Origin of the sequence: Paraeggerthella hongkongensis, from assembly GCF_003726035.1 — a bacterium.
In the GTDB taxonomy this organism is placed as follows: Bacteria; Actinomycetota; Coriobacteriia; order Coriobacteriales; family Eggerthellaceae; genus Paraeggerthella; species Paraeggerthella hongkongensis.
This window is the reverse complement of sequence record NZ_QICD01000021.1, coordinates 22,965-42,264: the sequence shown is the minus strand read 5'-3', so window position 1 is coordinate 42,264 and position 19,300 is coordinate 22,965. Positions and strand designations below refer to the sequence as shown.

Here is a 19,300-nt window from a genome sequence, read left to right as displayed (position 1 = left end):
CAAGGTGAAATCGGACACACTTTTTGAAACACCTAGAAGTTGGTGCGAAACAACTTCTAGGGTCTATTTTCTATTGATGAACTGGTAATACAGGGTAGAAATAGACACACTTTTTGAAACTTAACCCTAGAATGCAGCCCTTAGAGAGACGGCGACAAGGGGGCCTACGGCTCAAAAAACGCAACATTGCGCGTAAAATCGAGCAGAAGCATCGGTCGCTACGTCAAACATCTGCTGGCATCCTACGAGCCGCTCGCAAAAAAGCCCTCGGCGCAATGCCGAGGGCTTTCAACTTTCAGGAACTCACCAACACGCTTGCGTCTACGCGTTCGCTTACGCCTCCGCGTACACGTCCTTGAGCTTGAGCAGGTGCTCGTAGCGCTCCAGAGCAGCCTTCTCGTTGCGCTCGAACAGCTCGGTGGCGCGCTCGGGGAACTCGCGGGTCAAACGGCTGTAACGGGCTTCGTTCATAAGGAACTCCTGGTAACCGCCTGCGGGCTCCTTCGAATCCAGCACGAACTTCTTGCCTGCAGGAGCCGCAGGGTTGAAACGGAACAGGTTCCAGTAACCGCAGTCGACCGCCTTCGCCATTTCGTCCTGGCAGTTTGCCATGCCGCCCTTGATGGAGTGCATCTCGCACGGCGAGTAGCCGATGATGAGCGACGGTCCCGGATACGCCTCGGCCTCGGCGATGGCCTTGATGGTCTGGGCCGGCTTCGCGCCCATGGCCACCTGCGCCACGTACACGTAGCCGTACGCCATGGCGATCTCGGTCAGGCTCTTCTTCTTGACATCCTTGCCGGCTGCCGCGAACTGCGCAACCTGGCCGATGTTCGTAGCCTTGGAAGCCTGGCCGCCCGTGTTGGAGTACACCTCGGTATCGAACACGAACACGTTCACGTCCTCGCCGGAAGCCAGCACATGATCAAGGCCGCCGTAACCGATGTCGTACGCCCAGCCGTCGCCGCCGAAGATCCACACGGACTTCTTGGTCAGGTATTCGCTGTTCTCCAAGATGTCGGCGGCAATGCTGTTGCCCTCGGCGATTTCCTGAAGCTTGGCAACGTATGCGGCGGCCGCTTCCTTGCTGGCGTCAGCTTCGTTGCGAGCCTCGACCCAAGCTTGCGCCGCATCCTTCACGGCCTGATCAACGTCGGAGGCGAGCAGCTTCTCCGTGTCGGCCAGCAGCTTGTCGCGCACGGCCTCGTGGCCCAGCAGCATGCCCAAGCCGTGCTCGGCGTTGTCCTCGAACAGCGAGTTCGACCATGCGGGGCCGTGACCGTCCTTGTTCATGGTGTACGGCGAAGTGGCAGCAGGACCGCCCCAGATGGACGAGCAGCCCGTCGCGTTCGCCACGTACATGCGATCGCCGAACAGCTGCGTGACCAGTTTCGCGTACGCCGTCTCGGCGCAACCCGCGCAAGCGCCCGAGAACTCGAGCAACGGCTGCTTGAACTGGCTGCCCTTGACCGTCGCATCGCCCAGAGCAGGCTTGTCGGATACCTGGTCGACGCAGTAGCTGAACACGTCCTGCTGAGCCAGCTCGGCTTCCTGATCCACCATCTTGAGCGAATCGCTCGGGCACACGTTCACGCACACGCCGCATCCCATGCAATCGAGCGGCGAAATGGCCAGCGTGTACTGCAAGCCGGCAGCGGCCTTGCCCTTCGCAGCCACCAACGTGATGGCGGACGGAGCGGCGGCAGCCTCTTCCTCGGTGAGGGCGAACGGACGAATGGTGGCGTGCGGGCACACGAAGGCGCACTGGTTGCACTGGATGCAGCTTGCCGCATCCCACGCAGGAACGCTCACGGCAACGCCGCGCTTCTCGTACGCAGCCGCACCCTGCTCGAACTGGCCATCGGCATGCTCCACGAACGCGGACACGGGCAAACGGTCGCCGTCCATGCGGCCAACCGGCTCCATGATGTCGCGAACCATCTTGACCAGCTCGGGGCGGCCCTCAAGCTCGGCACCCTGGCCCTCGTCCTTCGCGTCAGCCCAGCTAGCCGGCACGTCGACGCGCACGAACGCCGTCGCGCCGGCATCGATAGCGCGGTGGTTCATGTCCACGACTTCCTGGCCCTTCTTCAGGTAGGACTTCGTGGCCGCGTCCTTCATGTACTGCAACGCCTCGTCCTGCGGGATGACGTTCGCCAGCGTGAAGAACGCCGACTGCAGAATGGTGTTCGTGCGCTTGCCCATGCCGATCTCGCGAGCAAGGTCGATGGCGTTGATGGTGTACAGCTTGATGTCGTTGTTGGCAATGTAGCGCTTGGCCTCGGCGCTCAAGTGATGCTCAAGCTCTTCCGGCGTCCACTGGCAGTTGATCATGAACGCACCGCCGGGCTTCACGTCGTTCACCATGCGGAAGCCCTTAGTGACGTAAGACGGGTTGTGGCACGCCACGAAGTCCGCCTTGTTCACGTAGTACGTGCTCTTGATGGGAGAATCGCCGAAGCGCAGGTGACTGATGGTCACGCCGCCCGTCTTCTTCGAGTCGTACTGGAAGTACGCCTGCACGTACTTGTCGGTGTGATCGCCGATGATCTTGATGGAGTTCTTGTTCGCGCCCACCGTGCCGTCGCCGCCCAGACCCCAGAACTTGCACTCGATGGTGCCGGCCGCAGCGGTGTTGGGGCTGTTCGGATCCTCGGGCAAAGACAGGTTCGTCACGTCGTCGACGATGCCGACCGTGAACTCGCGCGCCGGCGCATCCTTCTCGAGCTCCGTGTAGATGGCGAACACCGAAGACGGCGGGGTGTCCTTCGATGCCAGGCCATAGCGGCCTCCAACCACCGTGAGATCGGTGCGGCCCTCGTGCGCAAGCGCGTTCACCACGTCCATGTACAGCGGCTCGCCCAGAGAACCGGGCTCCTTGGTGCGGTCCATGACCGCGATCTTCTGCACGGTAGACGGCAACGCTGCCATGAACTTCTCGGACACGAAGGGGCGGTACAGGCGAACCTTGACCAAGCCCACCTTCTGGCCGTTGGCGTTCAGGTAGTCGACGACCTCCTCCACCACGTCGCAGAACGAGCCCATGGCCACGATCACGCGGTCGGCGTCGGGCGCGCCATAGTAGTTGAACAGCTGGTAATCGGTGCCCAGCTTGGCGTTGACCTGGTTCATGTAGTCCTCGACCACGGCAGGCAGCGCGTCGTACACGCCGTTGCACGCCTCGCGGTGCTGGAAGAAGATGTCACCGTTCTCATGGCTGCCGCGCATGGCGGGACGCTCGGGGTTGAGCGCATGCTCGCGGAACACGCGCACGGCATCCATGTCGCACATCTCGGCCAGATCGTCGAAATCCCACACAGCGATCTTCTGCACCTCATGCGATGTGCGGAAGCCGTCGAAGAAGTTGATGAAGGGGATGCGGCCCTTGATGGCGGCCAGGTGGGCAACGGCGGAAAGGTCCATGACTTCCTGGACGTTGCTTTCGGCCAGCATGGCGAAGCCGGTCTGACGGCAAGCCATGACGTCGGAGTGGTCGCCGAAGATGCTGAGCGCCTGGGTGGCCACGGTACGCGCGCTCACATGGAACACGGTCGGCAGCATTTCAGCGGCGATCTTGTACATGTTCGGGATCATGAGAAGCAGGCCCTGAGAAGCCGTGTACGTGGTGGTCAGAGCACCCGCGGCAAGCGAGCCGTGAACCGCGCCTGCAGCGCCGCCCTCGGACTGCATCTCGCACACCTTGACCGTGGTGCCGAAGATGTTCTTCTTTCCTGCAGCGGACCACTGGTCCACCAGGTCGGCCATAGGGCTCGACGGGGTAATAGGATAGATGCCTGCGACCTCGGTGAACGCATAGGAGACGTACGCCGCGGCATTGTTGCCATCCATTGATTTGAATTCTCTCGTCATATTCCTCTCCTTTGAAGGGGATGTGGCCCGACCGGAAATTCGCACGGAGAACGCAAGCCCCATGTGACGCAATCGCACGCGCGGGCTTCGACCCTCTTCTCTCGCACTGAACTCTTCGCCTGATCCGACTATACGGCTCTCATAATACCAGTACGAATCAGCCGCTTCGCCCGTCGAAAGCAAGGGACGGCATGTCGCGGGCGCACTCGTCGGCAAACGGCCTGACTCGCGCGCAAGCAGCGCCTGCAAAAAGAGAGCCCGCCTCCCTGAAGAGACGGGCTCGAACCAGCTTCGTCGCGCATGCGCTCCGAAAGCGGCGCTTGTCAAGAACCGAGACGCTACTTGCCCAAATCGGGATGCAGCAGCGAGGGCGCAGCTCCCAAGAGCAAACGCGTGTAGTCGTCTTTCGGATGCTCGAACACCTCTTTGGCGGTGCCGTTTTCCACAGCCTCGCCCGCGTTCATCACAATGATACGGTCGGAAATATAGCGCACCGTCTGGATATCGTGGCTGATGAACACCATGGACAGGCCGAGCTCCTTCTTGAGGTCCATGAGCAGGTTCAGAATCTGCGCGCGCACGGACACGTCAAGGGCGCTCGTGGGTTCGTCGGCGATGATGGCGTCGGGCTTGAGCGACAGGGCGCGCGCGATAGCCACGCGCTGGCGCTGGCCGCCGGACAGCTGGCCCGGCAGCGCGTCGAGCACCGACCCCGGCAGGCCGACCATCTCGATCAACTCGTTCACGCGAGCCTCGCGAGACGTCTTGTCGCCCACCTTGTGCACCACCAGCGGGTCAAGCAGCTGGTCGTGCACGCTCATGCGCGCGTTGAGAGCCGTGGCGGGGTCTTGGAAGACCACCGAGATCACGCGGCCGATCAGGCGGCGCTGGGCGGCGGAACGCTTCGTGACGTCCTCGCCCTTGAAGAACACGCGGCCTTCCGTGGGCTGCTGCAAGCCGCACATCACGTTGGCCGTGGTGGACTTGCCGCAACCGGACTCGCCCACGATACCCAAGGTCTGACCCGGCATCAGCTTGAGGGTCAGGCCGCGAACGGCCTGCACCTTGTTCGGGTGCAGAATGGATCCGGTACGCGTCTTGAACGTCACGCGGATGTCGTCCAGGAAGATGATGGGCGTCTGCCCGTCGGCGGCGGAAGCGTTCGCCGCGTTCGTTTCGAGTTCGCTCATAGCAGCACACCTCCGGGAACGTACGGTTTGATGCCAAGGCGCTTGAGCTCGCTGTCAGGCAGCTCGGCATAGTAATGATCGGTGCTTTCGACGCGCTTGAGCACGGGACGCAGCTGCGACACCTTGTCGGGATGGCTCGAACGCGGCGTGAAGCGGTCGCCCTGAGGGAAGTCCTTCGGGCTGGGAACGCTGCCGGGAACCTGGTGCAGGCGGTCGCCGCCGGCTTCGATGGAAAGCACCGAGCCCAGCAGCCCGCGCGTGTACTCGTGCACGGGGTGGCACAGGATGTCCGACACCGGACCCTGCTCAACCACCTGACCGGCGTACATAACCGTGATCGAATTCGCCACTTCGGCGACAAGCGCCAGGTCGTGGCTGACGAACACCATAGCGAAGCCCAGTTCCTTCTGCAGTTTGTTCAAAAGGTCGATGACCTGCTTCTGCACGGTCACGTCAAGAGCCGTAGTGGGCTCGTCGGCGATAATGACCTTCGGGTCGCGCGTGAGCGCCATGGCAATGAGCACGCGCTGACGCTGGCCGCCCGACAGCTCGTGCGGATAGGAGTCGAGCGTGCGCTTCGGATCAAGGCCCACCAGCTCCAGCAGCTCCTCGGCGCTACGGGTGCCACCGCGCTTGGTCAGCTGCTTCATCTGAGCCCTGATCAGCATGGACGGGTTGAGCGAAGACAGCGCGTCCTGGTAGATCATGGCGATTTCGCGGCCGCGCAGAGCGTTCATCTGCTTCTGATCCATGGCCAGCAGGTTCTGACCGTCGTACAGAATCTCGCCCGTGACGGTTGCCTTCGGATCAAGCAGGCCCATGATGGTCAGCGACGTAATGGACTTGCCGCAGCCGGACTCGCCCACCAAGCCCATGGTCTGGCGCGGACGCACCACGAAGCTCACATGGTCCACCACGTTCACGTCGCCGTGGCGCGGGAACTTGATGCACAGGTCCTTGACTTCCAAAATAGGCGGCACATCGGTGCGAGCCTCGAAGCGATCGGTGCGCGTCTTCTCGATGGTCTGCAGCTGCATCAGGCGCTTTTCCAGCATGTCGGCCTGAGCGGCGTACGCCAGCGTGGGGTCGGCAACCATTTTGTCGGCTTCGCGCTCGGCCAGCACGGCGGAGTCGTCGGCCTTGACCGGAGCCTTGGGAGCGGCGGCCATGGCGTCGGTGATGCCCTCGGACAGGATGTTCAGGCACAGAACCGTGATCATGATGGCAAGACCCGGGAACAGTGCTTGCCACCAACGACCGGACAGCACGCCGTTGCGAGCATCGGCCAAAATGTTACCCCAGGTGGGAGTAGGCTCGGGAATGCCCGCCGAGATGAAGGACAGCGACGCCTCGAACACGATCGCGTCGGCCACCAGCACGATGGTGAACACCATGACCGGAGCGATGCAGTTGCGCACAACGTGCTTGACCAGGATCCATGGGGCGCGAGCGCCGCTTACGACGACGGCGCGGACGTAATCTTGGTTGTACTCCGAAACCACGTTCGCGCGCACGATGCGGGCGATCTGGGGAATGTACAGAAAGCCGATGGCGAAGATCAGCGTGGCCAGCGAGTTGCCGAACGCGATGACGAACGTGGCGGCCAAGGCGATGCCCGGGAACGACATGATGACGTCGAGCACGCGCATGATGACTTCGCTGACCCACTTGCGAGACACGGCAGCGATAGCGCCGATGATCGAGCCGCACACAAGCGCAAAGCCCGTAGCGCCGATGCCGATGATGAGCGAGTAGCGCGCACCGTACATCATGCGCGACAAAACGTCGCGGCCCTTATCGTCGGTACCGAACAGGAACTGCGCATCAGGAGCCTGGCGCGCCGTGAAGATAGCCAGCGGATCATGCGGGGCAACGATATTCGCAAACGCGGCGATCATAACGACCAGCACCAGCACCACAAGCGAGATGCGCGAGCCGATGCCCATGGCCTTCCAGCGACGGAAGCGAACCTTGCCCGGGTTGGCCTCCATTTTCTTCGTAAGGTTTCCTCGTAACTGAACCATGCTACACCGTCCTGATTCGCGGATCGATCAGGATATAAAGCATATCCACGATGATGTTGATAACGATGAAGGTGATGGCCACCACCAGCACGACGCCCTGAACCAGCAAAACGTAGCTGTTCTGGATGCCCGAAAGAATGGCCATGCCCATGCCGGGGAGGTTGAAGATAACCTCGATGACCACGGCGCCGCCGATCAGATAGCCGATGCGCAGGCCCAGAACCGTAACCGGCGTGATGAGCGCGTTGCGCAAGACGTTGCGCGCCACGACGACGCTCTTCGGAATGCCAGCGCCCAGAGCCGTACGCACGTAGTCTTTGTCCAGCTCCTCGACCATCGACGTGCGGATAACGCGCGTCAGCTGGCCGGTAACGGGAACCGCCAACGCGATGGCCGGCATGGCCATGCGAGCGAGCCACCCTGCCGGATCCTGCGATATCGTAGGCAGCGGACCCGACGCCGGCAGCAGGTGCAGCATCGAAGAGAACAGCAGGATCATGAGCACCGCAAGCCAGAACGAAGGCGTTGCGATACAGGCGATCGAGAATACGCGGATGATCTGGTCGGGCCATCGATCGCGGTACAACGCCGAAACAACGCCCAATATCACCGCGAAAAAGACCGCTATGATCAGACCGAGGAACGTCAGCTGCAACGTGACCGGCAGCGCTTCGGCGATACGGTCGGATACGGCTGCTTTGTTAGCACCGTACGTTCCCATGTCCCCCTGGAACAGGCCGGCCATATAGTTTCCATACTGTACGAGCACCGGATCGTTCAACCCGTGCTCCTCGCGGTACTGCTCGGCTTGCGCCTCGGTGGCGTTCTCGCCCAAGACCGAATAAGCTTGGTCAATAGGAGACAGCGCCATAATGAAGAACACGAGAATGGTCACGCCGAAGATCATGATCGGCAGCGCTATCAGGCGCCTTCCGATCAGTCGTAGCAGGTTGCTCACCGCGTCCTCCTTTCGTTTTACGGCTCTTACGCTTTGACAATTACTGGCTTTGTGCGCGGGCCGTTTTCAGCCGAATGCGGCCCGCGCACAAACATCCATTAGGCATTCTATATGAATCTTGGGTATAGCTGCACAAGAAATATGTGGTCAGATTGTCGGGAAACGGAGTGTTTTTTGTAATCTTTGAGCGCGCTTAGGCGCCATCGGGCTTGAGCGGCTTGCCCAGCTCTTCGGCCAGCACGGGCAGCAGCGCAGCAAACGTGGCGTCGATTTCCTTTTTCTTGAGCTGGCACTCCCAAATAACGTGCACGGTCCAGCCCATCTGCTCGAGCTCCGCACGGCTTCGCTCGTCCCGCTCCACGTTGCGCTGAAACTTCACTGCCCAGTACTCCACGTTGCTTTTGGGCATGGATGGCTTGCACCGAGGACAGCGATGCCAAAAACACCCGTTAACAAATACAGCTACGCGCTTGCCCGGCCATGCGACGTCCGGATGCCCGGGAACCTTCCATTGCAGACGATAGCCCGTCAACCCCGCAGCGCGCAGGCGCTGGCGAACGAGCAGCTCCGGCTTCGTGTTGCTTCGCCGGTTTCCCAACATGGACTTGCGCACGTTCTCGTTGGTGGCAGGAGGGGCCTTCAAGCGCATCGGCGCAGGGAGCGCAGGGCGCGAAAGCGCGGTCACGCGCACCGAAAACGCCCCCGAACGCACCTCGCCGTTTGTTGCATACACGTTACTTTTATGTAGAGTGGCGGTCATGCTGCGCATAATACCATTCATTTCCCCTGCTCATCCGTTTTCCCGCGCAAGCCCTGCCGATAACTCGAATTTTACAAGTCCTTTATTTTCCTCAAGTTTTCCCCGATAATGGGCATTGCTGTTGTGCGCGTGCTCAATCACGCGCGTGCAATCGAGGCGCGGATGCCTCGAAACCGAAATGGAGGGAAACCAATGGAACAGCATAAGAATGCATCTTTGTCCCGCCGCACGTTCCTGGCGGGCAGCGCTGTCGCAGCAGCGGCAGCAGGCCTCAGCCTGTACGGCTGCGGCGGCGGCAACGCCGAAACGCCGGCCGAAGGCACTGGCACCGACGCCGGCGCTGCGGTCAAGGGCGGTCAGCTGACGGGTGCTTGCGCCTACAGCTCCACCAACGTCAACCCGATTGGCAACAGCTCCGCTCTCATGCTGGGCGCCACGTGGCACGTATTCGAGGGCCTGTACGACCTCGACCTGCACACGTACAAGACCTACAACGCGCTGGCCGCCGCCAAGCCGACGAAGGTCTCCGACACCGAGTACGAGGTCGCCCTGCGTGACGGCGCCAAGTTCTCCGACGGCACCGACGTGACCGCCGCCGACGTGGTGAACGCGTTCGAGAAGAACATGGCCGACGCCACCTACGGCGCTTTCCTGTCGTTCATCTCCGCCGTTGCCGCGAAGGACGACAAGACCATCGCCTTCACGCTGAAGTACCCCTTCGAGAGCCTGCTCGAAGGCCGTCTGAGCGTGGTCAAGGTCTTCCCCGCCGCCCTGTCCGAGGACGACCTGAAGACCAAGCCGATCGGCTCCGGCCCGTGGGCGTACGCCAGCATCAACGGCGACGACGGCGGTGCGATCGAGTTCGTTCCCAACGAGCACTACAACGGCTCGCTGCCGGCCACGGCCGACTCCATGCACTGGGACGTCCTGCTTGACGACACCTCCCGCACCACCGCGCTGCAGGAGGCCACGGTTCAGGTTATGGAGAACGTTCCCGACGCCAACGCCGACCAGCTGGTGGGCGCCGGCGCGACGGTCGAGTACATCCAGGGCTTCAACCAGCCGTTCTTCATGTTCAACACGCTGAAGGAGCCGTTCAACGATCCTCGCGTGCGCCAGGCGTTCTTCTACGCTATCGACACGAACAAGCTCATCGCCAACGCGATGGACGGCCACGCATCCGCTGTCACCGGCTTTTTGCCCAAGGAGCATCCGAACTATCATCAGGCTTCCACGGTGTACACCTATGACCCGGAGAAGGCCAAGAGCCTGCTCGCCGAGGCTGGCGTGACCGATCTCAAGTTCGAGCTCATGACCAACAACAACTGGGTGAAGAACCTGGCTGCTCAGGTCAAGAACGACCTGGACGCCATCGGCCTGAACTGCACCATCAACGAGACGAAGATCGACTGGGCGTCCCTTGCCGAGTCCGACAGCATCCTCCCCTACGACGTCATGCTGACCCCGGGCGACCCGACCTGCTTCGGCAACGACCCCGACCTGCTGATGTCCTGGTGGTACGGCGACAACGTGTGGACCCAGGGCCGCACCTGCTGGAAGAAGGCTGGCGACGGCAAGTTCGAAGAGCTGCAGACCATGATGCAGCAGGCTCGCGAGGCCACCGGCAAGGACCAGCAGGAAATCTGGAACAAGTGCTTCGATCTGCTGTCCGAGCAGGTTCCGCTGTACCCGCTGTTCCATCGCGCACTGGCGACCGGCTACCAGTCCGCCACGATCACCGGCTTCCAGCCGATCGCGACGACCGGCCTGGTCTTCCTGGGCGCAAGCGCCAAGGCGTAAGCAAGCGCTTCGCACCATACCAAGCACCGCACAGGCCCGCTTCCACAAGGAGGCGGGCCTTCTTGTTGCAACAAGGCGATTTTCCTGTGGCAACCAACCCTTGTTCGTTGACGTGCCTACAAGAGCGGTCTATTCTTTTACCGTTTGCATACAGACACGGAAAAGAGGCTTTAAACCCATGACTGATTCACCGTTTCGCGGCGTAATCCCCCCGGTCGTCATCCCGCTGACCGAGAAGCGACAGCTCGACCTGGAAGCGCTTGAGCGCTCCATCAACCGTATGATCGAGGCGGGCGTCGACGGCCTGTTCTTCCTGGGCTCTTCGGGCGAAGTCGCCTTCCTGACCGACGCGCAGCGCTACCACGTGCTGCAGGAAGCCGTCGCCATGGTACACGGCCGCGTGCCGGTTCTGGCGGGCATCATCGATATGGAAACCCTGCGCGTGGTCGACCAGGCAAAGCGCGCAGCGGGCTACGGCGTGGATGCGCTGGTTGCCACCGCCCCCTTCTACGCGCTGGGCGGCCCGAAGGAAGTCGAGCGCCACTTCCGCGCCATCCGCGAGCAGACCGATCTGCCGCTGTTCGCCTACGACCTGCCCGTGTGCGTGCACACGAAGCTCGATCCCACGATGCTCGTTCGTCTGGGCACCGACGGCGTGCTCCAGGGCGTCAAGGACTCCTCCGGCGACGACGTGTCGTTCCGCTGGCTGTGCCTTGAGAACGAAGACGCCGGTCATCCGCTGCAACTGCTGACCGGTCATGAAGTCTGCGTCGACGGCGCGTACCTGGCCGGCGCCGACGGATCGGTGCCGGGCTTGGCGAACCTCGACCCGGCAAGCTACGTGGAACAGTGGCGCGCCGCTCAGGCAGGCGACTGGGAGCGCGTGAAGGAGCTGCAGGACCACCTGGCCCGCCTCATGTTCCTGACCCGTCAGGTGAAGGCGACCGTGGGCTTCGGTGCCGGCGTGGGCGCGTTCAAGACGGCTTTGTGGCAGATGGAAGTGTTCAACACCAACCAGATGCGCGAGCCCGTCCAGCCTCTGGAAGGCGAAGACGTGGAGACCATCGTCAACGTGATCAAGCGCGCCGGCCTCATGGCCGCCGATGCCCCCGTGCGCAGCTAGGAACCCGCATGAACGTCGAGTATCCGTGCACCATCGCCGTCTTCGATGTGGGCGGCACCAAAATGGCGGGGGCGCTTGCGCACTACGCCTCCCCCGCTGCCGAGCCCGTGATCGAAGGGCGCCGCAGCGTGCCGACGCAGGCGAACCGCGGAGGTGCCGCGGTACTCGACGCCCTCTGCGATCTGGTCGGCGACGTGCTGTCCGATGCGGAGAGGCCCATTTCGGGCATTGGCGTGGGAACGGCTGGATGCGTGGACGTGCGCACCGGCGCCATCGCCTACGCCAACGAGCTCATGCCCGGCTGGACCGGACAGCCCGTCGCAGAGCGCCTGGAGCAAACCCACGGCCTGCCAACCGCAGTCCTCAACGACGTCAAGGCGCATGCTTTGGGCGAAGCCCGCTGGGGGGCGGCACGAGGCGCTCAAACATGCCTGGTCATCGCCGCGGGAACGGGCTTGGGGGGCGGCATCATCGTCAACGGCCACGTGCTGCTGGGCGCCCATGGGTTCGCGGGCGAGGTGGGTCGTACCCCCTGCCCCGACGCTTCAGGCGACCCGCGCACCTGCGGAAACGCCAGCGATCTGGAATCCATCGCCGCTGGCAGCGGCATCGAGCGCCGCTATGCGGCTGCGGGAGGAGACCCCGTGACCGGCGGCGAGATTGCGCAACGCGCCTTGCAGGGAGAAGAGCTTGCCCGCCGCATCATCGAAGAAGCGGGCTCTGCCTTGGGAGAAGCTATCGCCACTTGGACGGACCTGCTCGATCCCGAACTGGTGGTGCTTTCGGGATCGGTCTGCAACGCCGGACCTTCGTGGCGCGCGGCCGTGCAGACGGCGTTCGAGCGACAGGCCCCCGCCGTAATGCACGCTTTGCCCATCGTTGACGCAACGCTCAAAGACAACGCGCCCCTTATCGGGGCAGCCGAGTACCTGCTGGACACCTTGAAAGGACGTTCGTGATCAATCCGCTTATCGAATCACTTCGCGGCAAGCTCATTGTAAGCTGCCAGGCATATATGGGCGAGCCTATGCGCCACCCCGAAACCATGGCTCAAATCGCACGTGCTGCAGAATTGGGGGGAGCTGCTGCCATTCGCTGCCAGGGCCTGTCCGATATCGCGGCCATCAAGGGTCGCGTCGAGATCCCCGTGATCGGCTTATGGAAAGAAGGACACGAAGGCGTCTACATCACGCCCACGTTGCGCCATGCGCGTGCCTGCATAAGCGCCGGATCCGACGTAGTTGCCCTTGACGCAACCGATCGACCGCGCCCCGATGGCCGCACGTTCAAGGAAACCGTCGAAGCCCTGCGCGGGGAAACGCTGGTCATGGCCGATTGCTCCTGCATGGCAGACGTCCATCGCGCACTCGAAGCGGGCTGCGACATCGTATCCACCACGCTTGCCGGATACGTGCCGGGAGGCCTCGCGAAAACCAACGGCCCCGACCTGGAATTCCTAAAGGAAGCCGCCGCCGCGGCAGGAGATGTGCCGGTGTTCTGCGAAGGCCGTATCCACACCACCGACGACGCGAAAGCAGCCATGGATGCCGGAGCGTTCGCCATCGTTGTCGGGACCGCCATCACGCACCCGACAAGCATCACCACCTGGTTCGCGAACGCAATCGCGTAAGCCGCTTAACCAGGCGGGGAGCACGGCAACAGCCCTGTTCCCCGCCTGGTGAGACAAAGGGACGGGGTCAATGACTCATTTTCGGCCGCAGGCCAGAAAATGAGTCATTGACCCCGTCCCTTTGTCTCATATCCTTCCCGTTTCGCTTCGCCGTCACCTTCGCAAAGCTTCGGAAGACATGGTCCAGACGCAAGGAGATTCGAAGTACGCCCGGTCAGCCGGATCATGCGTCACCCAAAGCACGGTCTTTGCTTTGAGCAAGGGTACGAGAACTTCCATAACGCGATGCTTCGTTTCGCCGTCAAGGCCTTTAAGAGGTTCGTCGAACACGATAACGCTGCTCGGCGCCATAACGGCTCGCAGCAAGGCGACCCGTCTTTTCATGCCGCCCGAAAGCGCATGTACCGGACGTCCGGCCGATCCGGCCAAGCCAACCTTGTCCAGCAAACGTTCCATATCGAAACGCAGCAACTCCCGCGCCTGCGGATCAAGCCGTCCGTGCGGCAAGCGTATGTTCGCGGAAACGCTGAGGTTTTCGCAGAGCCTGTCCTCTTGGAACACGGCAGCGCATCGAGCATCGTCCGCCTTCTCGATAACCCCTTGGTCAGGCTGCTCAAGCCCAAGCACCAACCTGAGAAAGGTGGTTTTCCCGCACCCCGACGGCCCTAGAATACAGTGAACCGCACCGTCTTGGAGATCCGCTGAAAATCTTTGCATGACAACGGTCTTCCCATAGGACTTCGTCACGTCGACAAACCTCATCGCATCTCCTCCACCTTTGCCACAGCCTGCTCAAGCAGCTTCGCGAACGACCGCTCGAACATCAAGCTGATAAGAACGATGACAACCGTCCATGCGAACAGATCGGGGGTGTTCAGGTAGACTTTCGCATCGTAAAGACGCTCGCCGATGGAGAAACTGGGAAGTCCGATGACCTCGGCGGCAATACCCGCCTTCCAGCACATGCCAAGCGCAAGCGAGCTTGCCGCCTGAAAGTACGGCAGCACTTGAGAGCAGTACAGGTAGCGCAACCGCGCAAGAGGGCTTAAGTCAAACACCTGGGCCATTTCCAAAAGCTGCGGATCAACTTGCCGGATGCCCTCCAAAACATTAGCGTACACCAGGGGAAACACCATCAGAAACGAGATAACGATCGACAGGTTGGCAGACGACACCCAAATGAGCACCAGGATGACGAACGAAGCCACAGGCACGGCCTTGACAGCCTGCACAAGCGGCGCCAGCAAGCGACGCACCCACTGAAAGCGGGAAGACAACGCTGCCAGCAAGGTGCCCAACACCATAGCCAGCAGAAACCCTACGGCAATACGAGAAAGAGATACGGCTACCGAACCCCAGAAACCCACGGTCTGCACCAGCTCCGCCAAGCGCACGGCAACAGCCACAGGAGACGCCAACAGCACCTCCTGGGCTATCGCCATGCTGGCAACTTGCCACACGATCAGCCAAAACGCCACCGGGAATACGATGCCGAGCGCTTTGTCCGCCACGTAAGCTCCTTACGCCCCGTAGTAGAAGTCGTCAGCGGGAAGCGACCCGCCAACCGACTGGGGGTTTTGCTGGGACAGCACGTTCAGGTAGCCGGACAGCTTGTCCTTCATGTCGGAGCCGCTCAAAAATACGATGTTGCACCCCGGCAGGGCCTTCTTCGCAACGGCTTCGGGAACGATGTCGTACGATCCCACCAAAGCGGCGGCCTGATCGACGTTGGCATTGACGAAATCAACCGACTCGCGGTAATGCTCCATGAACGCCTGAACCGCCTGGGGGTTCTCCTCGATGAACGACGCACGCGCAACCGCCACGCCGGTTACCAGCGCACTCGGGGCGCTTGCATCTTTTTGCAGCGCGTCCCATTCCTTGGTCAGATCAAGCGCAACGCGAATATCGGCGTTCTTTGCCTGCGCTGCCGCCACGAAGGGCTGGGGAAGCATGGCGATAGCATCGGGATTCTGAGCCATAGCTGCGATGCACTCGGCATGCTCGCTCTTCCATTCGATGGTCACGTCTTGACCAGGCACAAGCCCATTGCTTTCCAGAATATAGGAAAGAGCGTACTCCGGCGTTGCGCCCTTGCCTGCAGCGTAGATGGTCTTGCCTTTCAGATCGGCTGCGGCCTGCACGGAGTTTCCAGTTTCGCAGATGTACAGGATGCCCAGCGTATTGATGGCCAGAACTCGCACCTCGCCGTTGGTGTTGTTGTACAGAACCGATGCCAGGTTCGCAGGCACGGCTGCGATATCGACCTCGCCCTTTGCTATCTTGGGAACAACCTCGTCAACCGACGCAGCGATATCGAACGAATAGTTGTTATCGGTTGCCTCGCTTTTGTCAACCTGGTCCATGAACTCCACCAAGCCCATAGCCGTGGGGCCCTTCAGCGCAACCGCGCGCACGTCAACCGGAGCAGCTGCCTTCGCAGAAGCGTCTTCTCCGGATCCTGCCGAGGGTGCGGAGGCACCGCCCGAAGCGCAGCTTGCCAACATGAAGGCGCTCAGGGCCATAGCGGCCGCACACGCCCAAACCTTCTTCAGTACCATGAAAACCTCTTTCTCTTGTTTTTCCGATTCGAAAGCGCCTTCGAAATACCTGAACGACCGCGCGCCAAGGGAAGTCCGCACATGGCAGCGTCTCACATTCGCACGTACAGATCGCTTCCGCGGGAAACCACGCTTCCCTCGCGTTTCAAGTGAGCGATTTCGCGAAAGAGCGTCGCTCTGCTTATTCCCAGGTAACGAGCCATTTCTTCGCGACTTCCCTCAAATACGACCAGTCCGTCGCAGGTCGCACGATCACGCAGATAACTCAGCAGCTTCATGCGCGACGTCTGCATGGTCAGCTCTTCCATGCGGCGCAAAAGGAACTGGATCTTGCCGTTGCAGAGCACCAGGTAGCGTGACATCAGCTCACCGTCGTTGCTCATCAACTCGATCAAGTACTCTTTAGGAATGAACAGCACGTCCGAGCCTTTACGACTGCGCAGCACCGTAGTCAGGTCGTTAGGGGCAAACAGATTGCATATTCCGAACATCTCCCCTTCGTACAGGGAGGACAGCTTGATTTCACATCCGTCGAATGCAACGCTGTACACGTCGATCACGCCTCGCAGGACCAATCCGACGCAGGAAACGTCGCCTGCTCGGTCAACCACCATCTGGCCGGTGCGTAGCCGTTTCGCACGCACGCGCTGTGGGTCGATTCGAACATCACGCAACAGCTCGGAGCGCTCCAGCGCTTTCGCAATGTCAGCCGCCGTACGACTCACCTCCTTCCGACGTTTAGCAAAACAGCACCTACCAAGGCTCATTACACCACAAGATAGTTAACTTTGGAAAACTTTTTTAGCGAAAGCGTCTCACTTGATACTGACGATCTTGGGGGAAACCGCCATCGTAGAGCGCAAGCGTTGCGCCTTAGACCGAAACCAAGCAACGAAAAGACGGGAGGATGCATGGACAAGGTAGTTCTGTTCAGCGGATCATCGGCAGTTGGAAAAACCGCTGTTCTTCGATGGGCAGCGCCCACGTTGGCGCACCGGGGCTGTCCGCCCGCCCTGTGCAAGATCGATTGCATATCGGACGAAGACCGACACGTGTTCGCAGGACTCGGCTTGCCTGCTGTATCGGGAATCAGCGGCGATATATGCCCCGATCATTTTCTGGTTTCCAACCTTGCCGACCTCTGGGAGTGGTCGCGCGACCAAAACGCTTCATGCCTGCTCATAGAAACCGCCGGCCTTTGCCACCGCTGCTCCCCCGCCACTCGAAACATGTTGGCAGGATGCGTGGTGGACGCAACGGCCAGCTGCAAGGCGCCTGAGCATCTGGGACCCATGCTTACGCAGGCGGACTTCGTCGTGGTGTCGAAAACCGACATGGTATCCCAGGCGGAGCGGGAGATCGTCTGCGCAAACATCGCGCGCATCAATCCGCATGCCGCCGTGTTTGCCATCGATGGGCTTGCCGGTTACGGAGTTGACGAATTGTGCGACTGGATTATGGAACAAGCACCTCCGCCCACGCTTGAAGGAGACACGCTGCGCCATACGATGCCGTCCGGAGTTTGCTCGTATTGCGTGGGAGAACGCCGGGTAGGATCGGCGTTTCAGCAAGGCGTCGTGGGAAAAATGACCTTCGAAGACCAGCCAGCAGTACCCGGCAAAAGCGCGTCACGTCAAAAAGCTCCGCTGACCGCTTACCAGAAAGGCGGCAGTCCATGCATGAGATAACCGTGCTTCCTGGAACCGACAAACAGGAAAAGCCTGAACGGTTTGACCGTATCGAATTGCACACGGGCAGGCTGTACGCCATCGTCGGCAACACCGGATCGGGCAAGACCCGTCTCATAAAAGACATCGAGCAGCTTGTCCAAGGAGACTCCCCCACCAAGCGAAGCATCCTCGTAGACGGCGACACCCCTCGAAAAGAGCAACGTCGCTCCTACTCCGGATCGCTCATTGCGCATCTGAGCCAAAACATGCGCTTCGTCCTGGACGTTTCCGTTAACCAGTTCGTCGAGCTGCATCGCGCCTGTCGCGCCTCAAGCGCGAGCGCGCCCGAAGTGCTCGAGCTGGCAAACCGCATTACGCCCGAGCGCATCGACGCCGCCTGCAATCTCAACCTTTTGTCAGGCGGACAAACCAGAGCGCTCATGATTGCCGACATCGCGCTTGTTTGCAACAGCCCTGTCGTCCTGGTCGACGAGATAGAGAACGCAGGAATCGACAAGGAGGCGGCGTTCGAAGCTCTCCTCGATGCACGCAAGCTCGTGCTAGTGGTCACGCATGACCCGCATACGGCGCTCCTGGCCGATACGCGCATCGTCATGACGGGCGGAGCCGTCTCTTGCGTCCGCAACCGCACAACTGCCGAAGAGCAGCTGGAGGCCCGCCTGCATCAAGCCTACCGCCAAACCAAGGCGCTCCAAAGCGCCCTGAGAACAGGAGAAGCACTCGCATGAACGAATCGTACGAACGCTCCAGCAAAGAGCCCGTAACCGTCACGTTGTATTGGAACCACATCTGCATTCTGCACAACTTCGAGAAAATCTACCTTGCGAACCTGCAAGAACGTCTGCTACGCGAGGGCATACATCTGGTCGTACGCTTTTTCGGGCTTGGATACGACGAGCACATGGCCGCCTACCTTGCACGCGACGGCGCGCAGATGCCCGACCTTATCGTGTCGGCCGATCTAGAGGTGTTCGAGTGCGCGAAGGCGTTCGATGCGCTGGGGCCTCTGCACGACTGCGCAACCTGGCTCCCGCTTAAAAGCACTGCCGTCGTACAGGCCGTAAAGCGCACCGACCAGCTGCTTCCCGTAGTTGCCATTCCACTTGTGCTGTACGGCGGATCGCCCATCCCGAACGACCCTCTGCCCACCCTGGTTCGCAACGCACGCGTAGCGTTCGGGGGAATCGACAACTCAGCTGGAAAGATCCTGGTGAAATCCGTGTGGGAGCGCTACGGCAAGGCCGTTGCGGAAGAGCTGCTGCAACGCTGCACCGCCACCGCGATGCCCATCGGGGCGTTCAAAGCCGCCCGCACCAAGGAAGTGGATTTCGCCTTGGTCCCCTCGCTGTACGCCTTGCGGGCCGACGGAACCGATTCGTTCTTCGAAACGCCGCACGAGGGACCCGTATTGCTGCCATCGTACTTTTGCGCGCGCACGTCAATCGAAGATGAGGTTGCGCGTCGCGTATGCCGCGCGCTGCTATCCGAAGAACTGCTCGACTTCTATGCGGCCAACGGCGACCTTGTGGTATGTCCGCAGCAATCGCTCAAGCACGCCTCAACCCAAGATGACGCGGACGCCTGCCTCACCGTCAGCCAATCGTTCATCGACGCGCTTGACTCCCGCGCGTTCTACAAACTCTACCGCCAGCACATTCCCTCGGCCGAGGTGATCGGCTAGATCTCGCAAGAC

At 61.2% G+C, this 19,300-nt stretch carries 16 protein-coding genes; 7 read left to right on the top strand and 9 right to left on the bottom strand.

Going from position 1 to position 19,300, the window contains the following annotated elements; translation table 11 throughout:
• Window positions 1-333: 333 nt before the first annotated feature.
• The 5 genes from nifJ to DMP08_RS09450 all read right to left on the bottom strand — a co-directional run bounded on the left by nifJ (window position 334) and on the right by DMP08_RS09450 (window position 8,775).
• On the bottom strand, window positions 334-3,870 hold the full coding sequence (gene nifJ, locus DMP08_RS09470; protein WP_123192653.1) for a pyruvate:ferredoxin (flavodoxin) oxidoreductase: 3,537 nt from the start codon (window positions 3,868-3,870) through the stop codon (window positions 334-336).
• Window positions 3,871-4,208: 338 nt separating this feature from the next.
• Window positions 4,209-5,060 carry an ABC transporter ATP-binding protein gene (locus tag DMP08_RS09465; RefSeq protein ID WP_123192652.1) on the bottom strand — a complete coding sequence of 284 codons (852 nt, stop codon included), beginning with the start codon at window positions 5,058-5,060 and terminating at the stop codon, window positions 4,209-4,211.
• Complete coding sequence (locus DMP08_RS09460) at window positions 5,057-7,084, bottom strand: dipeptide/oligopeptide/nickel ABC transporter permease/ATP-binding protein (protein WP_114567162.1); 2,028 nt, start codon at window positions 7,082-7,084, stop codon at window positions 5,057-5,059. The genes DMP08_RS09465 and DMP08_RS09460 overlap by 4 nt, the downstream gene beginning before the upstream one ends.
• A gap of 1 nt (window position 7,085) precedes the next feature.
• A complete protein-coding gene (locus tag DMP08_RS09455) occupies window positions 7,086-8,042 on the bottom strand; it encodes an ABC transporter permease (protein WP_114567161.1) in 957 nt (318 codons plus the stop codon).
• A gap of 193 nt (window positions 8,043-8,235) precedes the next feature.
• Window positions 8,236-8,775: a very short patch repair endonuclease gene (locus DMP08_RS09450; protein WP_244596907.1), complete on the bottom strand. Its 540-nt coding sequence runs from the start codon at window positions 8,773-8,775 to the stop codon at window positions 8,236-8,238.
• A 219-nt stretch (window positions 8,776-8,994) separates the two neighbouring features.
• On the opposite strand from DMP08_RS09450, the gene DMP08_RS09445 reads away from it, so the two are divergent.
• The 4 genes from DMP08_RS09445 to DMP08_RS09430 all read left to right on the top strand — a co-directional run bounded on the left by DMP08_RS09445 (window position 8,995) and on the right by DMP08_RS09430 (window position 13,355).
• Window positions 8,995-10,602 carry an ABC transporter substrate-binding protein gene (locus DMP08_RS09445; protein WP_114567160.1) on the top strand — a complete coding sequence of 536 codons (1,608 nt, stop codon included), beginning with the start codon at window positions 8,995-8,997 and terminating at the stop codon, window positions 10,600-10,602.
• Between the two features lie 178 nt (window positions 10,603-10,780).
• Entirely contained in the window at window positions 10,781-11,725 is a 945-nt protein-coding gene (locus DMP08_RS09440) for a dihydrodipicolinate synthase family protein (protein WP_123192650.1), read from the top strand.
• 8 nt (window positions 11,726-11,733) lie between these two features.
• Complete coding sequence (locus DMP08_RS09435; RefSeq protein WP_123192649.1) at window positions 11,734-12,684, top strand: ROK family protein; 951 nt, start codon at window positions 11,734-11,736, stop codon at window positions 12,682-12,684.
• Window positions 12,681-13,355, top strand: coding sequence for an N-acetylmannosamine-6-phosphate 2-epimerase (locus DMP08_RS09430; protein WP_244596906.1), 675 nt, complete (start codon window positions 12,681-12,683; stop codon window positions 13,353-13,355). Before DMP08_RS09435 ends, DMP08_RS09430 begins: the two co-directional genes overlap by 4 nt.
• Before the next feature lie 153 nt (window positions 13,356-13,508).
• On the opposite strand, the gene DMP08_RS09425 is transcribed toward DMP08_RS09430, so the two are convergent.
• The 4 genes from DMP08_RS09425 to DMP08_RS09410 all read right to left on the bottom strand — a co-directional run bounded on the left by DMP08_RS09425 (window position 13,509) and on the right by DMP08_RS09410 (window position 16,641).
• Window positions 13,509-14,117 carry an ATP-binding cassette domain-containing protein gene (locus tag DMP08_RS09425; RefSeq protein ID WP_123192648.1) on the bottom strand — a complete coding sequence of 203 codons (609 nt, stop codon included), beginning with the start codon at window positions 14,115-14,117 and terminating at the stop codon, window positions 13,509-13,511.
• The gene (locus DMP08_RS09420) at window positions 14,114-14,866 is read right to left on the bottom strand and encodes an ABC transporter permease (RefSeq protein ID WP_244596905.1); all 753 of its coding nucleotides are present in this window, start codon (window positions 14,864-14,866) and stop codon (window positions 14,114-14,116) included. The genes DMP08_RS09425 and DMP08_RS09420 overlap by 4 nt, the downstream gene beginning before the upstream one ends.
• Window positions 14,867-14,875: 9 nt before the next feature.
• Window positions 14,876-15,916: an ABC transporter substrate-binding protein gene (locus DMP08_RS09415; RefSeq protein WP_123192647.1), complete on the bottom strand. Its 1,041-nt coding sequence runs from the start codon at window positions 15,914-15,916 to the stop codon at window positions 14,876-14,878.
• A gap of 92 nt (window positions 15,917-16,008) precedes the next feature.
• Window positions 16,009-16,641 carry a Crp/Fnr family transcriptional regulator gene (locus tag DMP08_RS09410; protein WP_161555456.1) on the bottom strand — a complete coding sequence of 211 codons (633 nt, stop codon included), beginning with the start codon at window positions 16,639-16,641 and terminating at the stop codon, window positions 16,009-16,011.
• A 186-nt stretch (window positions 16,642-16,827) separates the two neighbouring features.
• Between DMP08_RS09410 and DMP08_RS09405 the strand changes: the two genes are divergently transcribed.
• The 3 genes from DMP08_RS09405 to DMP08_RS09395 are packed head-to-tail and all read left to right on the top strand — an operon-like array spanning window position 16,828 to window position 19,288.
• Window positions 16,828-17,604 carry a GTP-binding protein gene (locus DMP08_RS09405; RefSeq protein ID WP_123192645.1) on the top strand — a complete coding sequence of 259 codons (777 nt, stop codon included), beginning with the start codon at window positions 16,828-16,830 and terminating at the stop codon, window positions 17,602-17,604.
• The gene (locus DMP08_RS09400; RefSeq protein WP_123192644.1) at window positions 17,592-18,335 is read left to right on the top strand and encodes an ATP-binding cassette domain-containing protein; all 744 of its coding nucleotides are present in this window, start codon (window positions 17,592-17,594) and stop codon (window positions 18,333-18,335) included. Before DMP08_RS09405 ends, DMP08_RS09400 begins: the two co-directional genes overlap by 13 nt.
• The gene (locus DMP08_RS09395) at window positions 18,332-19,288 is read left to right on the top strand and encodes a hypothetical protein (protein WP_123192643.1); all 957 of its coding nucleotides are present in this window, start codon (window positions 18,332-18,334) and stop codon (window positions 19,286-19,288) included. Before DMP08_RS09400 ends, DMP08_RS09395 begins: the two co-directional genes overlap by 4 nt.
• The last annotated feature ends 12 nt before the right edge of the window (window positions 19,289-19,300 follow it).